Genomic DNA, 16,312 nt, shown 5'->3' with positions numbered 1-16,312 from the left:
TGAAGACGGAGGTATGCGCTATCGGTCTGTGTCATTCGGACACCACCCTGAGTGCGTCTGGGAGCCGTCGATAGATGCCTGTCACCGCCTGCATGCGAGTCGTCTTCCACCGGGCCGTGTGATACGCGACCGGTTTCGGGCCGAACTTTGATTTATAGCGACAGAGTCGTGGGAGGTTCGCGCCCACGAGGTCGTAGCGCGATAGGCCACGGGACTGGGCATCCTGGATGATATGCCAGTCCAACAGATCATTGATAGGGCAATCAACGTCCTGCTTCGCGCCACCTTGCCAACGATAGATCGTGTTCCCGTGTTCGAGCGTGACGATTCCGCCAGTAATTTCGCTGTTGTGTTCACAAACGTACGTCCTGACACATCCATCAGGAAGGCGTTCGTACAGTTCGGTCACGAACGCTGGATCGAGTCGATACTCCTTTCCCTGTTCTTCGTGACGCCGTTGAATCTGCGTGATGATCGCATCAATACCTTCGACACCTGTCTCCCGAATCGTACAGTCGTCGTCACGGTTCCGGACGTTGCTTCTAGCATCGCGGCTAAACTGCATGAGAAGGTCGTCCGCAGTAAGGTCGAGGACATACGTATACGATGGCGATACGTTGAACCCGTTCCACGAAAAAGGCCGGAGGTCGGTGTACTCGTTGACGGTTCGAACGTCGACGCAATCTGGGTCGATTTCCTCCTCGATCCACGAAAGACAGCCGTCGATGAATTTTCGATGCCGTCGTTCCGCCTTCCGTTGTTTGAGCTTCGAGAAGTTGAGCAGGGCAGGTCCGAGGTAGTACACTTCGAGATGGGGGGGCGGCGAGTAGACCATCCGAAAGGGGCCGGTTGTTGTCTCAAAAACCGGGAAGATCCCGACCGGTTCCTGTCCCTTGTAGCCGACGAGGAATCGTACCTCGGCGTCGGCGGTTTGTGCAAGGTGCGTAATTGCTTCACGTCGATGGAACGGTGTTGTGTGTTCCGAATCGTCCACGAATGAGTTCCATTGTTCGAGCGTGTTATCGTCCGCTTCTTGTACGTCTATTGCCATTTAGTTCACTCCAAGTATCCAAGTGCTGTCAGCCGGTTCACTATCGATTCGTCGTTAGACTCGTTCGGCTCATTCACCATGTCGGTCGGTTCATCACCCGTGTCCTGGCGTCGGGTCGAGTACGCCCGTTCGCCGACCGATTCGACGCAGGAGAAAACGTTGCCGTCCATCTCGACGCTCTTCGGGATATCGAACAGCGAGAGAATGGTCGGTGTCACGTCGAAGATGTGGGCGTCCGAGAGTGAGCCGTCGACGCCGGTGCCGGCCAATGCGACCACGCCGTTACGTTTGTGGTTCCACGGTTGGCCGGGGTCGGCGAACATCTGTCCGGCGAGTTCGGCCGAGAGGAAGTGGTCGAAGTCGGTTGGAACCGTGACGATGTCGACTGCTTCCTCGGCGTCGGGCCCGTCGAAGTACTTCTCGCGACGTGCGACCTTCTCAAACACTGGTTTTCCGTCTGGCGTCTCGACCTCACGAAGGAGGTCGATGATGTCCGACCGAACGTCCTCGTATCGCTCTGGCGGGACGACACCCTCTGGATCCCGACCTTCGAGATTGATGCGGACGCCACACTCTATTCTAGCGCGCATGTACGCCTGCGAGGCTGGGAAATCGACCTGTCTATTGCTCGCCCGGACGATGCTTCCAGGGACGTGCGCTGCCACGAAATCGCGGAGTCCGACTGCCGCGAGCAGGGTACCTGCCCGATGCGTCGTGAGACCAAATCGTGCGGCGACGGCGGTCAAGCGTCGTAACAGGTCGGTATCTTCGGATGAGTTCTCACTTTCCGTCGAATCGTCGCCCTTTCGCAGCTGCGACTCGCGAACGGGAACCCATGACGGCATTCCGCTACCGCCCTGCGAAACCACCGTGTAACCGTGCTCTGCAAGAAACTCGTTGACGTAGAACCCAGAACTATTCATCTCGCCGATTCCGTGATCGCTGACGACGAGGACGGTGTCCGGATTGGTCTTGTCGAGGATTCGGCCGATCTGTTCATCCACTGCCTCGTACACCGCTCGAACTATCTCCCAATCGCCCGGGAATTCATGGAAGATGGTATCGGTCTGCTGGAACTGCACGAATCCGAAGTCGGGGTCAAATCGATCCACGAGATAGCAGAATGCGTCCCCTCGCATTTGAATGACGTCACCATACTCAGTGACAGCCTCCGTCGCGTTTGCCGCGGTTGTGTCAGGATAGATGCGATACTCGCCGATGGTGTCTTGAAGGTCGGTGAGGAGCCCGGACGGATGACAGCGCGGGGATTCGGGGGCCATGTAGCCCGGAATGAGCGCTCCATTGAATTCGCGCGGCGGGTGTGTGACGGGAACGTTGACCACGACGCTTGTAATTCCCTGTCGAGAGAGGTGCTCCCAGAGGGTGTCGGCGTGAACGTTCGTTCCGTTGACTACGCTCCAGTCGTAGCCCTTGTAGTCCAGAAAACTGAACACACCGTGTTTACCGGGATTGACCCCTGTGTACAGAGAGGGCCACGCACTAGGTGTCCACGGCGGAATCTGCGACTCCAGTGCTCCAGTGACGCCGCTGTCGAAAATCGACTGAATGTGTGGCAACCCCACATCCTCGAATAGCGATTCGAGGATGGGCAGACAGGCACCATCGAGACCGATCACCAGTGTCTGAATTCCATCTGAATCGGCTGACGTGGACTGTTCATTGCAGTCGCCTTGCGGATGTCGTCTATCGCGTTTGCTTCTCATGTTTCTCTCCACACCTTCGCTCACTATGCATCACCTTCGTTGAAAATCGATGCTAGCTGTACTGGATACTCAGTAGTGATTGCGTCATGATCGCCCGAGAAAGCGGTCAGATCAAATTTATTGGCGCCTGGTTTACTACTATCAGCCAGCTCAGTTTCACGAAATTGTTCTGTGACAGGCATTTCAAGCAGGGTCAGAAGCGTGTAGAGCTCGACGGTGTTATCCGCGCCGTCTAGATGATCACGGTAACATCGCCTCACACCGTCCCAGTCGAGGGACGGGAGGGCCTCGACGAGATCCCGGTTTCTGACGAGTGTGTCCCGGACGAACTCGTTCTCTCTGATGAATGCTTCCTCGTTAGACCATGGTCCGTGTGTGAACCACGGTTTCGGGGGCTGGTTTTGATCGAAGAACTTGCGTCGAAGCGCGTTGAGATGTTTGCCTACGTATTCAAGCGGAAAGGAGTATTTGATCGGGACGCCCGATTCCGAATGAGGAATGGACGCGAGACCCAGGTCGAGTCGTTCGATGGCTCGGTGAATGATATTGCGTCGGAGTTGATATTTGACCGGCATCGTCAGGTGAAGATCGATGAGACGATTGTCGAGAAACGGCGTTCGGTACGGACAAAGTTGCCGGAGGCTGTTTGTGTAGATGAGTTCGGTGTCGTTCGACAACGGATAGTAATCGCCACAGAGGACGAGTTCTCGAAGCGAAGGGTATTCAACCCCGTGATGGTTGATGGTCTCGTCTCCCACTGTGATGTTCTCACGAAGAACGGCTTCGAGGTCTACGTCGGCATTAAGATACGCCGGCGTCTCCACGGCCAGTTTGTCAATGTAGTCATCGACCGTCTCAATGGACGACTCGAGTGGGAGTGTCACTTTCCCGAGCGGACCGAGCGATACCGTCGGTGACGGAAGTGTATTACCCTTGAACAGCGTGTCTGAGTACAATCCGGACAGCAGAACGTCCACGGACGACGTGATTTTGTCCGCGAATCCCGTTGGATATCCCTGTGTGTACCACCCGTCGAAGTTCGAGAGCGAGGGATTTCGGTCGAGGGTTCGCCGTCGATACGCGTCGTCTCGACGCAGGGAGACGAATTCGTTTCCGGCGGCGGTGGCGACTCGGCGGGCGACACTTGCCTCCCGGTTCGACCAGTCGTTCATGTGGAAGCCAACGAGCGATTGATCCATGGCGGCCATAATCAGCCGGGAGTCACTCCCACCGCTCAACAGGAGCCCGTACTCAAGATCCTCGTGCGTCCACTCGTCAATGACACACTGAAACAGGTCGACGAATCGGTCGACAAAATACCCGAACGGTTTATCTATCGGCGTATACGTTGGCTGCCAGTACGAGCGAGACTGACTAGTCATGGTGTCAAGGTCGATGGTCATGACCGTCGCAGGCCGGAGTTTCTCTATGCCGTCCAATGGTGTCGTCACCCCGAATGACCGCTTGAATGCGAGGTACTCGGCGAGATACTCGTCGTCGAACTCTCCTTCGACGCCTGGATATTCCGGAACTGCCTGAATATCAGTCGAACACAGCACGGTTTCAGAACTGGTAGTGTGAAAGAGCGGGACCGACCCGAGTCGGTCGGTTATCAGGAAGACGGTTTGCTCGTCTTGATCGTAGATGATTCCGGCGAACTGTCCGTTCACTCCCTCGACGAAGTCGATGCCATACGACTCGTAGAGGTTTGCACAGAACGTTGGAGCGTCGAGGTTTGCCTGTCGAGAGCGGTACGAGCCGTTACGTTCGAATCCGTATACATCACCCTGAATCCAGACCAACGTGTCGCGGGTGGTCCGCACTGGTTGTTTCTCGGCTAGTGGTGGGTGGACTGCGGTTGTGACCCTGACGTGATCATCTGCGAACGAATCGATTCGCTCCCCAGGTCCGTTTTGTACACTTGGAAGCTCACTTAAGCCATTCTTTCCTGCTCCAAAGGCCCCAAACAATCCTACCATATGCTCTGGCCTCCAGAAGCACCGATGTCGATTCCAGTTGCCGTTATTTGTTTCCTAACCTTTCTACGAATTACTGTATCCTGTTTGCAATTGGTTTCTCTCATAGCAAGAAGAATACAATATAGATTTACTTCGTTATGATGTGATTGAATAGCAATTTTAACGAGTAACAAATGGTTACTCAAGCGATCACGCTCTTCAGTAGTCTAGGGCAGACGTGCAGAAATATTCACAAGAGTGAGGTAGGGTAAACGTGCGTGTGAATGGTGGGATGGTGAACGGCGAGAGTCACCAGCCGATTGCTGGCGACTGATTGCCGGGAGTCCACATCAAAGCCCTACCCTCAACGAGCGAACCCCGTATGGGGTGAGCGAAGTCGGGGTAGGGTAGTTTACGTAAATTCAGGCGAGAAAGCCTCGCCCTTGAGGGCGGGGAGGATGTCAATTCATCACCTGGTACAGAAGCGCTATAAGATTTGTTGGGCAACCAATGATTTATTATAACCTTCTAAATTAGATTATAATATGAGAAAGAAATCCCAGTCAATGCCACTCATTCTCCGTATCAGTGCAGGCCTTGGACTGCTCCTTCTCGCCATTTCTTCGCTGACGCTCGCCATAACAATACTGACGACACCCCCAGGGACACGTCCCCCCTCCCAGGCCCTCCAAGCCGGCAATGCAGCAGCTATCCCAGCTCTTCTACTCCTCCTCGCCCTCTTCGTTTTCAAGTATCCGCCACAGACATTGACCTCCTCCCGCGCCTAAAGACGCGGGAATCCCACCACGGGATGTCAGGCCGAGCGTGGCCCTATGGTTTCAAGACGCATACGTTCCAAGCGTCTCCTGCTGGGTAGCATCGGCTTGGCTGTCTTGTGGGGTGGTCAAACGCCCCCCATCCTCAGCCGAGTCATTGTCGTTCGGGTGTTCTCTGGAAGGACTCTCTCCACTGAGGTAGCGGTCCGCTATGTTTATCACGCCGTTCACGTCCGCTTGGTACTCGCCCATCCAGCAAGCGTCGTTCGTACACTTGAACGTCGCCTGTCGCGGGCGGTATCCTACCTCACCGCAAGCGTGGCACTCCTTCGACGTGTTGCGCGGGTTCACCGTCTCGACCGGGATACCCTTTTCGACGGCCTTGTAGCGTATCTGCGCGTGGAGTTTGGCGAACCCCCAGCCGTGGAGACGCCGGTTCATGAAGTCGCCGTAGTCCATCGACTCCCGTATGTACGTCAGGTCTTCCAGAACAAGAACAGGATTCTCGACGGACTCAGCGTACTCCACGACTTCGCGGGTGACGGTGTGGAACACGTCGTCTATCTGGTTCCACACGTCGTTTCCGAAGGACTCCGCGATACGCTCGCTTCCGCGCGTCTGGAGTCGGTGCTTGGCGGTGAAGTAGGTCTTGCGGAGCCGACGGACGGTCCTGCCCTCGTCGGCCCACAGTTCAGGCGCGGTCGGAGAACCGTAGTCGTCGCGGTGACACACCGTGATGAGTGACGCTTCCCCGATGTCCACTCCGATAGGCGTCCGTTCTTCGGCGGACACCTCGGAGCGTTCCTCCACGTCGCGGGTGGCGGTGACGTGGAGATACCACGTCCCGTCCCGCTCGAACAGCCGACTCTCGCCCATCGTGGCGTCTCCCGCGTTCAACGCTTCCAGCCAGTCCCGTTGCTCGGGGTTCGGTTGTGCTGGCATCCAGAGGTGGTAGTCCTCGTGGTGCGGGATTTTGACGTACCACTCGATAGCGTTCTCGGGCTTGTGGTCGAGCCGTAGCCCCTCGTTGGTGAAGCGGACAGGATGGTCGTCGTGAAGTTCGCCCACGTTGTGGGTCGTCGTCAACTGCGGGACGTACTTCTTGAGCGCGTTCTTTGCGTACCCGCTCAGGTCGTAGTTGACCACCATGTCGTTCGCTTCGGTCTGCGTGGTACATCGGGCGTCGAAGGCGTCTTGGAGGGCGTTCTGGTACGCTTCTCGCGTCTCTCGGAGTTTCTTCCGCTTGTGGGCGTTCGGGTCCACAAGTTTGAGTTCCAGAGTCTTCGTGAGTTCGGTCACGAATCGCCCTCCTTGTGTTCTTGAATGTAGTTCTCGACTGTCTCATTCGAAACGTGCCCGGCGGTCCCTGCGTAGTACCCTCGCTCCCATCCGATTTTCTCGCCATCGTGGTCGGCGTATCTGTGGTTGTACTTGCGCGAGGAGATCCCCTTGAACCAGTTGGCGAGCAATGCCGGTTCGTTCTTGGGCGGGCTACTGACGAACAGGTGAACGTGGTCGGGCTGTACGGTGAGGTCGAGTATTTCGACGCCTTTGTCGTCGGCGATTTCGTGGAGGATGGACCGGACACGACTGGCGACCTCGTCGACGAGTACCGACTGTCGGTCCTTCGGCACCCACACTATGTGGTAGTTGAGGTTGTAGGTCGCGTGCCGTGTGGTCTTCATCCGTGTTGCACACTATGGCTCGTCGGCGTCTTAATATTACCGATAGAACGGTGGGAAATCCAGCCGTGGCGTCGTTGGTGGGAGTGTAGGCTATTGTCCGCTTGACCCCTGCCTAAAGACAGGGGTATGCGCTCGTATCTTTATCATGGAGACCGATTCCAATATCGAACTTGGTATTCCGGAGGAAGAGCAATGATCTACAGGCAGAGCAGGGCGAGTGCCTCGGGGCGTAACCCCGAGGCAGCTCACGGAGACGGTGTGCAAGTGTCTTCGAGATTGAACCCTATCACTCTTCAACGACGATATAATCTCTCACTGCTTTTACTTGCTCAATAGGGAGACGGACAACGTCTTCACCGTCGTTACGAAAGTCATCAATATTCCTGTTAGGTTGCTCAATTGGATCGATGACGAGCTGTTTGAGTTCACCAGTCGCAAGGTTTGCTGTGATAGTTCGTAAATAGCCTATTGCTGCTCCATTGGTGTCTGCAACTCTTTTTCCTTCGAGATTTTGCGCGTAGATATCGGGCATATATTTAAACTAAACTAACGGTACTAATAATGTACGGGTATGTATCGCCATATAAACGATATTTGATTAATTCAGCTTGCGTCGAAGCTTTTGACTATTATATTGACTACTTAGTAAATATAATTACAATATTGATCTAAGTTATTTGTTCTAGAGAAGAATCGTGGCTATCGGGAAGCAGTAACCGTTTATGATTAGTACCAATACAAATAAACCATAACAATAATAATCTCATCTTGAATAATTCAACTATGAACCGCCGTTCCCTCCTTTGTGGATCACTGCCATTCGTTACGCTACTTGCTGGCTGCACCTCTGATCTCAGTACGGACAAAAATAACACCACAACTCCCTCCACAAGCGCTACAACAAATTCATCCGGCTCCTCGTCAACCTCAATGGCGAACACAACTGCGACGGAAACACGTGGAAACCCAAACGAGCCAACGTCGTCATCTGCTACGTCTACTACTGAAACCCAGGACGCAACAACCACGCCACAAACCACTTCCACAACCGAATCAACAACGTCAACGACTCAGCGAACGACAACCACACAACAGACCACTGAGGAGATTCCAAGCTCTGCACCAAACCATCCCTCAGTAGACGGTCTCTTCAATGAGCCGACACAGGGGCCGAAACCATTCACGGCGAAAGCAACGATGATCGCGTTTGAGGACCCGTCCTGTCCTAGCTGCGTTAAATTCGAGACGAACACATACCCAAAACTCAAGAAGAATCTTATCGACTCCGGGAAGCTATCTTTTGTGTACCGATCGTTCCCTATCGTCGACCCATGGGGTGTGAAGGCAACGTATGCTCTTGACGCAGTCTATGCCCGCAGCGAGTCGGGATTCTGGGACCTAAAAAAATACTATTTCGATAACCAAGACCAGTTTAGCAGCCAAAATGTACTGGCGAAAACAAAGAAGTTCGTGAACGAGGACCTCGGGATGAATGGCCAGACAATCGTTGCTGAAGCCCAATCAAAGAAACATAAACAACAAGTTCGCGAGGACATGCTCGCAGGAAAGAGGTCTAATATACGAGGAACACCGTCCTTTCATCTCTTCCGGTCTGGAAAGCACCTCACGAAAGTAACCGGCAGCCAGAGCTACCGAGTCTTCAAAAATGCATTTGGTCTGTAATCGGTCTCATTGAAACCCTCAAACGGTGATGGGTTCCTATGGGTGTGCTGAATACAGGGTGTACGGGTATTCCTTGCGGTCCAAGTGAGAAGAGTTGAGGGTCGGCCGGGCAATTCACCGGAAGCGTCGTGACTTCCTGTCTGAACTCTCGAACTACTACGCTCAGGAGTACGACCTCGTAGTGGTCGAAGACCTGAACGTCACGGGGATGCTCGAAAACCCATCGAACAGCCGTAACACGGCGTCAGGGGCATGGCGGATGTTCCTCTCGTTGCTCCAAAACAAGTGTGAACGTGAAGAGACGCACTTCGTGGCGGTCACCCCGAGAGGGACGACCAAGGAGTGCACGTCTTGTGGCGTTTCGACTGCCAAGCCATTGTGGGTGTGCGAACACTCCTATCCTGCCTGCGGGGTTTGAGGCGGACAGGGACGCCAGTGTGGCGCGGAACATCCTTTCTCGCGGCCTCGACGATGTAGGAGTGGGACACTCCGAATGAACGCCTGCGAAGACTGCGCTCGGTGTAGATATGTCTGTATCTGTAAACCGCGTCGTTGCAACAGGAAGCCCTCCTCTCAAGGAATGAGCCGCGTTAGCGGCGAGTGAGTAGGGGAGGGAAGTTCACTGGTTATAGGAAGACCAGAGCCAGGTATTGGAGAGTGCGAGCAGAAGGGCGAGACCCGTGTACAGTATCGGTGAACTGTGCCGTAGCACCGAGAGGGCAACTAACGCTATCGCCAGTATCGTTCCTGCAATGGTGAGGCCAAACACGACTGCGATGCTGAGGCGGTGATGGGCTTTATTCCGGAACGTTTGATCGCGTAGCACTATTGCTGTCCCAGCAGTCATGGCCAGGAGTCCAACTCCAAGATAGAGACCGGTTTGGCCCCCTGATGCCGGAACCAGTGCGATGAGGACGAGCCCAGCAATGATGACAGCTCCGCCGAGTACCCGCCGTATTTGCTTCAATAGTCCAAGCCGGGGGAGTCTAGCTTCGACCCGTTCGAGTGGTGTCGCAGAGATAGCTTCAACACTCACCCAGCCAACAGCGAGCATTAATGCTGATAACAGATAGATGAATTCGTTGAGCGTTACCCATCCTGGAAGAACCCAGGTGGCAATCTGGAACGTTTTGCGGTAGGCCTCCTTGAATTCAGAAACAACTGGGCTCTCTGCCGAGTTTTTCGCTGGCAGAACTCCTTCAAAACGATGGCTTTGGTTCGCCATCGTCGGTCCAGCAGGCTCGTCGCCATGCTGGAGTCGTTCAACGTCGTACGTGCTCCGCTCTACATGAAACTCCCAAACGATTTTCCGGTCAGGAGTTACCTCGACGACGCGGTCGTTGAGTGTATCTGTGATGAGCGTATTGCCGTTTGGCAGGCGATCTGCGTCACGGGGCCAGTGAAGGTCGCCACGGTATCCCCAGACACGTTCCCACTCGCCGTTCTTTCGCTGATATTCCACAATGCGTTGATTTTCACTGTCTGCGACGAGGACCGTTAGCGGGTTTTTCGATAGCAGCACCGGGTTGTGCTGCGCTCGCATGATATTGTAGTTATCTTCCTCGCCAAGCGTCCATTCGACCTCCTTTGTACTCCGGTTGATACTCATCACTCGGTCGAAGTTGCGTGGACTTGCTAAGAACGCCGAGCCGTTGTTGATGGAGTCAACATCGTTTAGGTGTGTCCAGTCACCAGGCCCTCCGCCTGCCGATTTCGGGTAGTGTTTTCGGTAGTCAAATTCCCAGGCGGTAGAATTGTTGCTTGAGTTGTAGATATAGATCCGGTGATTTTTCTTATCGGCGATAGCGAATCGATCTCCTCCAAGATAATCAATATCGTGCGTATCGCGAGGGACTTTGAACTTCCTGTGGACCTCTCCAGTCCTCCAGTTCATCAGCACTGCAATGCGCTGAAACGTACTTCCATTCACTCGTTCGCCAGCAACGAAAAGGATGCGATCGTTGCCGATCGGATCAATATCCATGTACCGCCGGTACTTATCATGTCGCCAAATGACCTGTTTACTATCTGTATGGACTGCAACGAGAACGCCCGCATGTTCATAGACGTGTACGGACCCCCCTTGAGCAGAAATGAAGGTCACATTCTGCGCTGTATTCCGTAGCTCTCCGTTCACATTCGTACTTTGATCCTCGAACGATAAGGCAGCCATACTCAACGGTGTTAACATCAAAATAAGTGTTAAAATAACTGCGAGGCGAGCGATATTCCGTCTCGAAGGGCTTGGATAATACGACCGAACCATACTCATACAATGAAAACCCATATTTTATATCTTCTGTATTTGTAGCTAAATAACTTGAATATCACTCGTACATGACGAAAGAGATATGCTGCCTGTAGCATAGTAGCTGTAGCAAATCTAGAAGACTGCCACAAAATTCCTAAAAGGACGGTAGTTCCACGCTTAAAGAAACAGATTATGGCTGTAATTTTGTACTTTCTATCGATTATGTGGAGGATGACTTGAGGGCAAAGAAGTTGGAGTGTTGTAGATATTGATAGCTAAACATGGAGCCAGCTGGATATGTGGAGAGGTACAGTCTTCCGTCTGTTACGACAGGAGTTCCTGCAGCTGGTGGTGTTTCTGACGAGGTTTCGAGATCACTACTATCAAGGAAATAAGCCCATTTTTGGTCACCTGTCGATAGGTCAAGAGCGTAGATTATTGCTTGTCTGCTTTTCGGATTTGACGGATTGATATACCTCCCGCCGAGATAGATTGTATCGTTAGCCACCGTTAGATTACTAAAGGCATCTCCGTTCAATTCTGTTGTCCAGCGACGAGTTCCCGTAGCCGCATCTAGTGCCGTAACAGCGTTGCCATCGTCTAAGTCGTAGAAAAGGACGTATCCGTTAGCGACTGCAAATCGCCTATCGAGCGTTGTTTTATAGTAGATATTGTGTTTCCAGAAGACTGTACCGTCGTTTGGTGACCGGGCTTCGACAGTAATGGTATCATCATCTCCCTCGATATAGTCTGTTCTGAGATAATACACTCGATCTCTGTCTACGATATGGTTGCCGAATGTTGAGCTGTCGTCAGTGACACGCCATTTCACCGAGCCATCGGCAGCGTTCAGCGCAGTTCCGTCACTGAAGAATAGCGTTCCATTTGCGTAGCTTAACGCACCCTCGCTACCGTCTGCCAGCTTCCCAACACCATCTGTTTTCCAGACCGTATTACCGGTTGTCCGATCAAGTGCATACGCCCCGTTCTCGTTTGACGTGTATATCCGATCGTCCGTAACAATTGGCGAGGCCCATCGGAGCAAATCTGTGCGACTCCACACTATGTCGCCATTCTCTACATCCAATGCATAGAACCCACCATTTTCATGGCGAGAAGTTTCAGTAACGCTTGTGGCGATGTAAAGGAGTTGATCGTCCACCGTCGGCGTTTTCGGTGATGGTAGCTCGGTTTGTTCCCACTTTTGGTTGCCTGTTTCTATATCGTATGCGCCGACGGTTCCTTTTGTTTCGCTAGAATCGTTGTATGTTGTAATAGCAAGATACACCGTTTCATTTGCAACGATTGGCTCTCTGGATAATAGCCCCCCATCGAGATCCATTTTCCAGTCAGTCGTCGCAAACGGCGTTGGACCATTCTCGTTTATTGCGCCCGTTCGCCGTGGGTTAGATCGAGCTGTCGTCCATTCATTGGGTTGACCCAGCCCCTCGTCACCTGGCTCCTGAGCAACGGCAGTAGCGCTTTCGAGGGTTGTCGCCCCCATTGCAACCCCCATTGATTTCAAAAATGTCCGTCTATTATCACGATAGCTTTCCGGTTGGTGCTGATCGTCCATTGATTTATATACAACCCATTAACCATCATTTATCTATTGGTTCCAGCAATTGCATTCTCCACGGAAAACCTTTTATTGTATGATCGTAACGTATTTACCAAATATGCCGAGAACAAAAACCATTGAAAACAAACTTATAGATACCAATAGGGATAAAGATAGGGAGAAGGAGAGTAGGACAGATTCGAATCGTACGGGCGCAAAAACAGCCCTCAAGACCCCTCAACACGCACGAAATCATCTTCTACGGTTATTCTCTAACGATATCAGTAAATATGGCTGCGATTGGACACTAATAATGCGAACTCGCAACAATACTGACCGATTTCAGGTGTGCATTTAAATGCCGACATATAATATCGTCGAAGAAGGTGCGGATAACACCGGAAGTACAGCCATTGATCCCACCCTCGATCAGCTTGCCGGTGAGAACACTACCATCATATTCCCACCAGGAACGTACAAGCTCAACGAACTCGTTGTTCTCTCCGGAGTCGACAATCTCACACTGACGGCGCCAAACGGCGCACGTCTCGTTCCCGGCCAATCAGGAGACAACATCCGATGGATCGACGTCTACTCAAATGGATTCGTCTTGGACGGGTTCGAACTCGACATGCGAAACACGCCGGTGCCGCCGTTCGTCCGGATGAACTACGAGGCAGGCGACTGGGAACTCAAACGCCTCATAACACGCGGGAAAGTCCGGGCGGCCACGGACTCAAATGTTGGATCCCTGGATTCAAGCGATGCTCGAACATACTTCCGGTTATCGTCGGCCGACGGTACTCGTGGCCTCTTGCAGGACTGTTACTTCCACGAAGGCGCATGCGAACCAGATGAAGCGAGTAATCGCCGAGCCATCCTGGTTGAATCAGGCAAAGGTGAACTCGTATTCAATCGCTGTTGGTTCGAGCTCTGGGCCGAAAACACAGTATACGCCAAAAAACCCGAAGGGCCAATCAAACTCTACAATTGTTTTCTCCGCAATACACAAGTTGGCTTACGACTCGGGGGTAACTCCGAGGTCCGGAACTGTGTCTCAATCAAAGACGACAAGCACCCGATGCAAGCATGGTCGGAAGGTCGACTTCAGCGCGGCGTGAACGCGGAAGCTGTTGCTCCAACGGACTCAGACGACGGTATCAACAGCTATGCAGGCACACTCACAATTGCTGATAGCGATTTCTATCACCGTTATATGTCCGGGAGCTGTGGTGGGACGATTACTGCACCGACGCCCTGCGAACGCATCGACGTCCGGAATATTCGAGCAACCTTTAAATCCGAAAAATGGCATGACGCCCTATACACGTCAAACGGAGAGAACAACGCTGGCGAGCCATTAAACCTCAAATATCTCCAGCTGAAGAACATCCAGATAGAAAACGACCACCCATCGGACTACCTCTATGCCGTCTCAATAGGACAAGTACCTGATGAATGGGGGACCGTCTCAGGCGTTCTCGGCGGAGACAGTTCACAGACGGACTCGGACTATGTCCGAAACCGTGTGACCACCAACGGTAACCCAACCCCACCGAACACAACACCACCACTCCCCAGTCCGCCACCACTCGGCGAAGTCCCGATGCAGTCGGCGCAACTCATCCGCATCGATAACACCGGCAACGAGTCAGCGACAACCTACCAGATTACTGTCGGCACATCCGTTCTCCCAGCCGGAGACGGTGGTGCTACCGTCGCAATGGACTGGGGACCAGACGACTCGCCAGTCCGCCAACCCAATACAGAAGAAGCGACAGGAACAGTTCCACCAGGCGAGATCCATGCCTACTACGTCTCCGGTGGTATCGTCTCGACGACAGCAGACGGTCCTGCAACATGGAGTGTCGATGGAAACCCATTCCAACCGGGCGATCCACTCGCAACGAGCACACTCTCCAGCGACCAACCTGGCAGTGATGCATGGCACCAAGTTGATCCAAGTAGCCAGTCAAACGGAGTCGTTATCGCAAAGCCACTTTCACACAATGGATCCCATCCGGCGCATGTTCGCCTCCAGAATACCATGGAGAGCGGATTCAAGTATCAGCTTGAAGAGTGGGCATACCTCGACGGATGGCATACCACCGAGACATTCCACATGCTGGCCATGCAACCAGCTGAGTACCAGATACAGCTACGTGATGGGACGTCCTATCAGATGAAAGCAGGAACTATCTCTGTATCTGATAGCCCTAGTACACATTCGTTCGGGGAATCCTTCGACACAGGTCAACCGGTTGTCCTCGCACAAGCCCAAACGTACAATAGCTCTGATCCAATTGTCACTCGAGTCTCGGATGTCTCAAGCGATTCGTTCGACGTGCGTATTCAAGAAGAAGAAGCAGCTGATGGTGCCCATCAGACAGAGACAGTCGGCTATACCGCACTCCAGCAGGGAACGGGATATCTCGATGGCAAACCGTTTGAGGTTCAGCGAACGGAGCAGATATTCACCGATGAATGGACGCAGATCTCCTTCCAACAGCAATACGACTCCCCACAATTCATCGCCGGTATGCAAACGTTCAATGGCATCAATCCGGCAGCCATTCGTTACCGAAATCTTTCAAGTTCTGGCGTTGAGGTGAAAATGGAAGAGGAGCAAAGCGCTGATAGTGAGACAGATCATTGGGCCTCAGAAGCGATTGGGTACGCCGTCTTCGAAGGGGCTACACTCTCAACAAATACTCTCTCTAACGATCAGCCGTCTAAGGATCGGTGGTATCACGTTGATTCACGTATGCAATCGTCCCGCGTCGTTGCTGCAAAGCCGCTTTCACATAACGGATCCCAACCGGCTCACGTTCGCCTCCGAGACGTCACCAATAATGGATTCGACTATCAGCTAGAAGAGTGGGCATATCTCGACGGGTCGCATACCACTGAAACGTTCCACACACTAGCTGTGGAATCAACTGGACATGAGATGCTGCTCAACAATGGGACGTCCTATCGGATGAAAGCGGGAACCGTGTCGGCTTCTGATGACGTCACCACTAGTTCACTTGGGAAATTCTTCGAGACGGAAAGACCGGTTGTCCTTGCACAAGCGCAAACATACAACGGTTTTACCCCGATCGTCACACGCGTATCAGACGTCTCAAGCAATTCGTTCGACGTGCGGGTTCAAGAAGAGGAAGCTATCGGGCCTCACGCAACAGAGACGATCGGTTATATCGCGCTTCAGCAAGGAACGGGACAGCTCAATAACAAACCGTTTGAGGTTCAGCGAACAGAGGAGATATTCGATAGTCAATGGACGCAGATCTCCTTCCAACAGCAATACGATTCCCCACAATTCATCGCCGGTATGCAAACGTTCAATGGCGCTGATACGGCAGCGCTTCGCTACCGGAATCTTTCGAGTTCCGGCGTTGAGGTGAAGATTGAGGAGGAGCAAAGTGCTGACAGTGAAACAACATACTGGGCCTCTGAAGCGGTTGGATATGCTGTTTTTGAGGTTAGGTGATTCTGGCTAGGTAGGTTATCCTAAGCGCGCTTGACCGCCACGAACCCGCTGTTCTCCTCAGAGATGTTGGATTTCGTGGAGGTTGCGATGATTGCGTTGTCGAAATTATGGGGGCGGAGGCGAGAATTGG

11 protein-coding genes and 1 pseudogene are annotated in these 16,312 nt (G+C 53.0%); 4 read left to right on the top strand and 8 right to left on the bottom strand.

Features of this window, described 5'->3' with window-relative positions:
- Positions 1-31 precede the first annotated feature (31 nt).
- From ACRYA2_RS19655 to ACRYA2_RS19645, 3 genes are read right to left on the bottom strand one after another with little or no spacing between them, the layout of a single operon-like run.
- Entirely contained in the window at positions 32-1,051 is a 1,020-nt protein-coding gene (locus ACRYA2_RS19655; protein ID WP_433632085.1) for a lipid II:glycine glycyltransferase FemX, read from the bottom strand.
- A 5-nt stretch (positions 1,052-1,056) separates the two neighbouring features.
- The gene (locus tag ACRYA2_RS19650; RefSeq protein ID WP_433632082.1) at positions 1,057-2,775 is read right to left on the bottom strand and encodes an alkaline phosphatase family protein; all 1,719 of its coding nucleotides are present in this window, start codon (positions 2,773-2,775) and stop codon (positions 1,057-1,059) included.
- A 23-nt stretch (positions 2,776-2,798) separates the two neighbouring features.
- Positions 2,799-4,754, bottom strand: a complete 1,956-nt coding sequence (locus ACRYA2_RS19645) for an asparagine synthase-related protein (RefSeq protein WP_433632079.1) — start codon at positions 4,752-4,754, stop codon at positions 2,799-2,801.
- A gap of 524 nt (positions 4,755-5,278) precedes the next feature.
- Here ACRYA2_RS19645 and ACRYA2_RS19640 point away from each other — a divergent pair.
- Positions 5,279-5,521, top strand: a complete 243-nt coding sequence (locus ACRYA2_RS19640) for a hypothetical protein (RefSeq protein ID WP_433632077.1) — start codon at positions 5,279-5,281, stop codon at positions 5,519-5,521.
- A 51-nt stretch (positions 5,522-5,572) separates the two neighbouring features.
- Here ACRYA2_RS19640 and ACRYA2_RS19635 read toward each other — a convergent pair whose 3' ends face one another.
- The 3 genes from ACRYA2_RS19635 to ACRYA2_RS19625 form a co-directional block, all read right to left on the bottom strand.
- Positions 5,573-6,808, bottom strand: a complete 1,236-nt coding sequence (locus tag ACRYA2_RS19635) for an RNA-guided endonuclease InsQ/TnpB family protein (protein ID WP_433632074.1) — start codon at positions 6,806-6,808, stop codon at positions 5,573-5,575.
- A complete protein-coding gene (tnpA, locus tag ACRYA2_RS19630; protein ID WP_433632072.1) occupies positions 6,805-7,194 on the bottom strand; it encodes an IS200/IS605 family transposase in 390 nt (129 codons plus the stop codon). Before tnpA ends, ACRYA2_RS19635 begins: the two co-directional genes overlap by 4 nt.
- Before the next feature lie 286 nt (positions 7,195-7,480).
- Positions 7,481-7,726: a PRC-barrel domain-containing protein gene (locus ACRYA2_RS19625; RefSeq protein WP_433632069.1), complete on the bottom strand. Its 246-nt coding sequence runs from the start codon at positions 7,724-7,726 to the stop codon at positions 7,481-7,483.
- Positions 7,727-8,124: 398 nt separating this feature from the next.
- Here ACRYA2_RS19625 and ACRYA2_RS19620 point away from each other — a divergent pair, with 398 nt between their 5' ends.
- Positions 8,125-8,877 (top strand): DsbA family protein, encoded by a 753-nt coding sequence (locus tag ACRYA2_RS19620; RefSeq protein WP_433632067.1) that lies wholly within the window; start codon positions 8,125-8,127, stop codon positions 8,875-8,877.
- 112 nt (positions 8,878-8,989) lie between these two features.
- A pseudogene (locus ACRYA2_RS19615) lies at positions 8,990-9,461 on the top strand (RNA-guided endonuclease InsQ/TnpB family protein); the annotation flags it as partial.
- A 35-nt stretch (positions 9,462-9,496) separates the two neighbouring features.
- Here ACRYA2_RS19615 and ACRYA2_RS19610 read toward each other — a convergent pair.
- Together ACRYA2_RS19610 and ACRYA2_RS19605 are read right to left on the bottom strand one after the other, a co-directional pair.
- Positions 9,497-10,861, bottom strand: coding sequence for an aryl-sulfate sulfotransferase (locus tag ACRYA2_RS19610; RefSeq protein WP_433632064.1), 1,365 nt, complete (start codon positions 10,859-10,861; stop codon positions 9,497-9,499).
- Positions 10,862-11,348: 487 nt separating this feature from the next.
- A complete protein-coding gene (locus tag ACRYA2_RS19605; RefSeq protein ID WP_433632061.1) occupies positions 11,349-12,704 on the bottom strand; it encodes an outer membrane protein assembly factor BamB family protein in 1,356 nt (451 codons plus the stop codon).
- Positions 12,705-13,047: 343 nt separating this feature from the next.
- Between ACRYA2_RS19605 and ACRYA2_RS19600 the strand changes: the two genes are divergently transcribed.
- Positions 13,048-16,182, top strand: a complete 3,135-nt coding sequence (locus tag ACRYA2_RS19600; protein WP_433632059.1) for a hypothetical protein — start codon at positions 13,048-13,050, stop codon at positions 16,180-16,182.
- Positions 16,183-16,312 lie beyond the last annotated feature (130 nt).

Source organism: Halomicrococcus pelagicus (assembly GCF_050954125.1).
This window is presented reverse-complemented; position numbering and strand designations above follow the sequence as displayed.

Bases quoted from the DNA above. Each gene is read 5' to 3' on its own strand.
- ACRYA2_RS19655 (WP_433632085.1), bottom strand. From the start codon at position 1,051: ATGGCAATAGACGTACAAGAAGCGGACGATAACACGCTCGAACAATGG.
- ACRYA2_RS19650 (WP_433632082.1), bottom strand. From the start codon at position 2,775: ATGAGAAGCAAACGCGATAGACGACATCCGCAAGGCGACTGCAATGAA.
- ACRYA2_RS19645 (WP_433632079.1), bottom strand. From the start codon at position 4,754: ATGGTAGGATTGTTTGGGGCCTTTGGAGCAGGAAAGAATGGCTTAAGT.
- ACRYA2_RS19640 (WP_433632077.1), top strand. From the start codon at position 5,279: ATGAGAAAGAAATCCCAGTCAATGCCACTCATTCTCCGTATCAGTGCA.
- tnpA (WP_433632072.1), bottom strand. From the start codon at position 7,194: ATGAAGACCACACGGCACGCGACCTACAACCTCAACTACCACATAGTG.
- ACRYA2_RS19625 (WP_433632069.1), bottom strand. From the start codon at position 7,726: ATGCCCGATATCTACGCGCAAAATCTCGAAGGAAAAAGAGTTGCAGAC.
- ACRYA2_RS19620 (WP_433632067.1), top strand. From the start codon at position 8,125: ATGGCGAACACAACTGCGACGGAAACACGTGGAAACCCAAACGAGCCA.
- ACRYA2_RS19610 (WP_433632064.1), bottom strand. From the start codon at position 10,861: ATGGATATTGATCCGATCGGCAACGATCGCATCCTTTTCGTTGCTGGC.
- ACRYA2_RS19605 (WP_433632061.1), bottom strand. From the start codon at position 12,704: ATGGACGATCAGCACCAACCGGAAAGCTATCGTGATAATAGACGGACA.
- ACRYA2_RS19600 (WP_433632059.1), top strand. From the start codon at position 13,048: ATGCCGACATATAATATCGTCGAAGAAGGTGCGGATAACACCGGAAGT.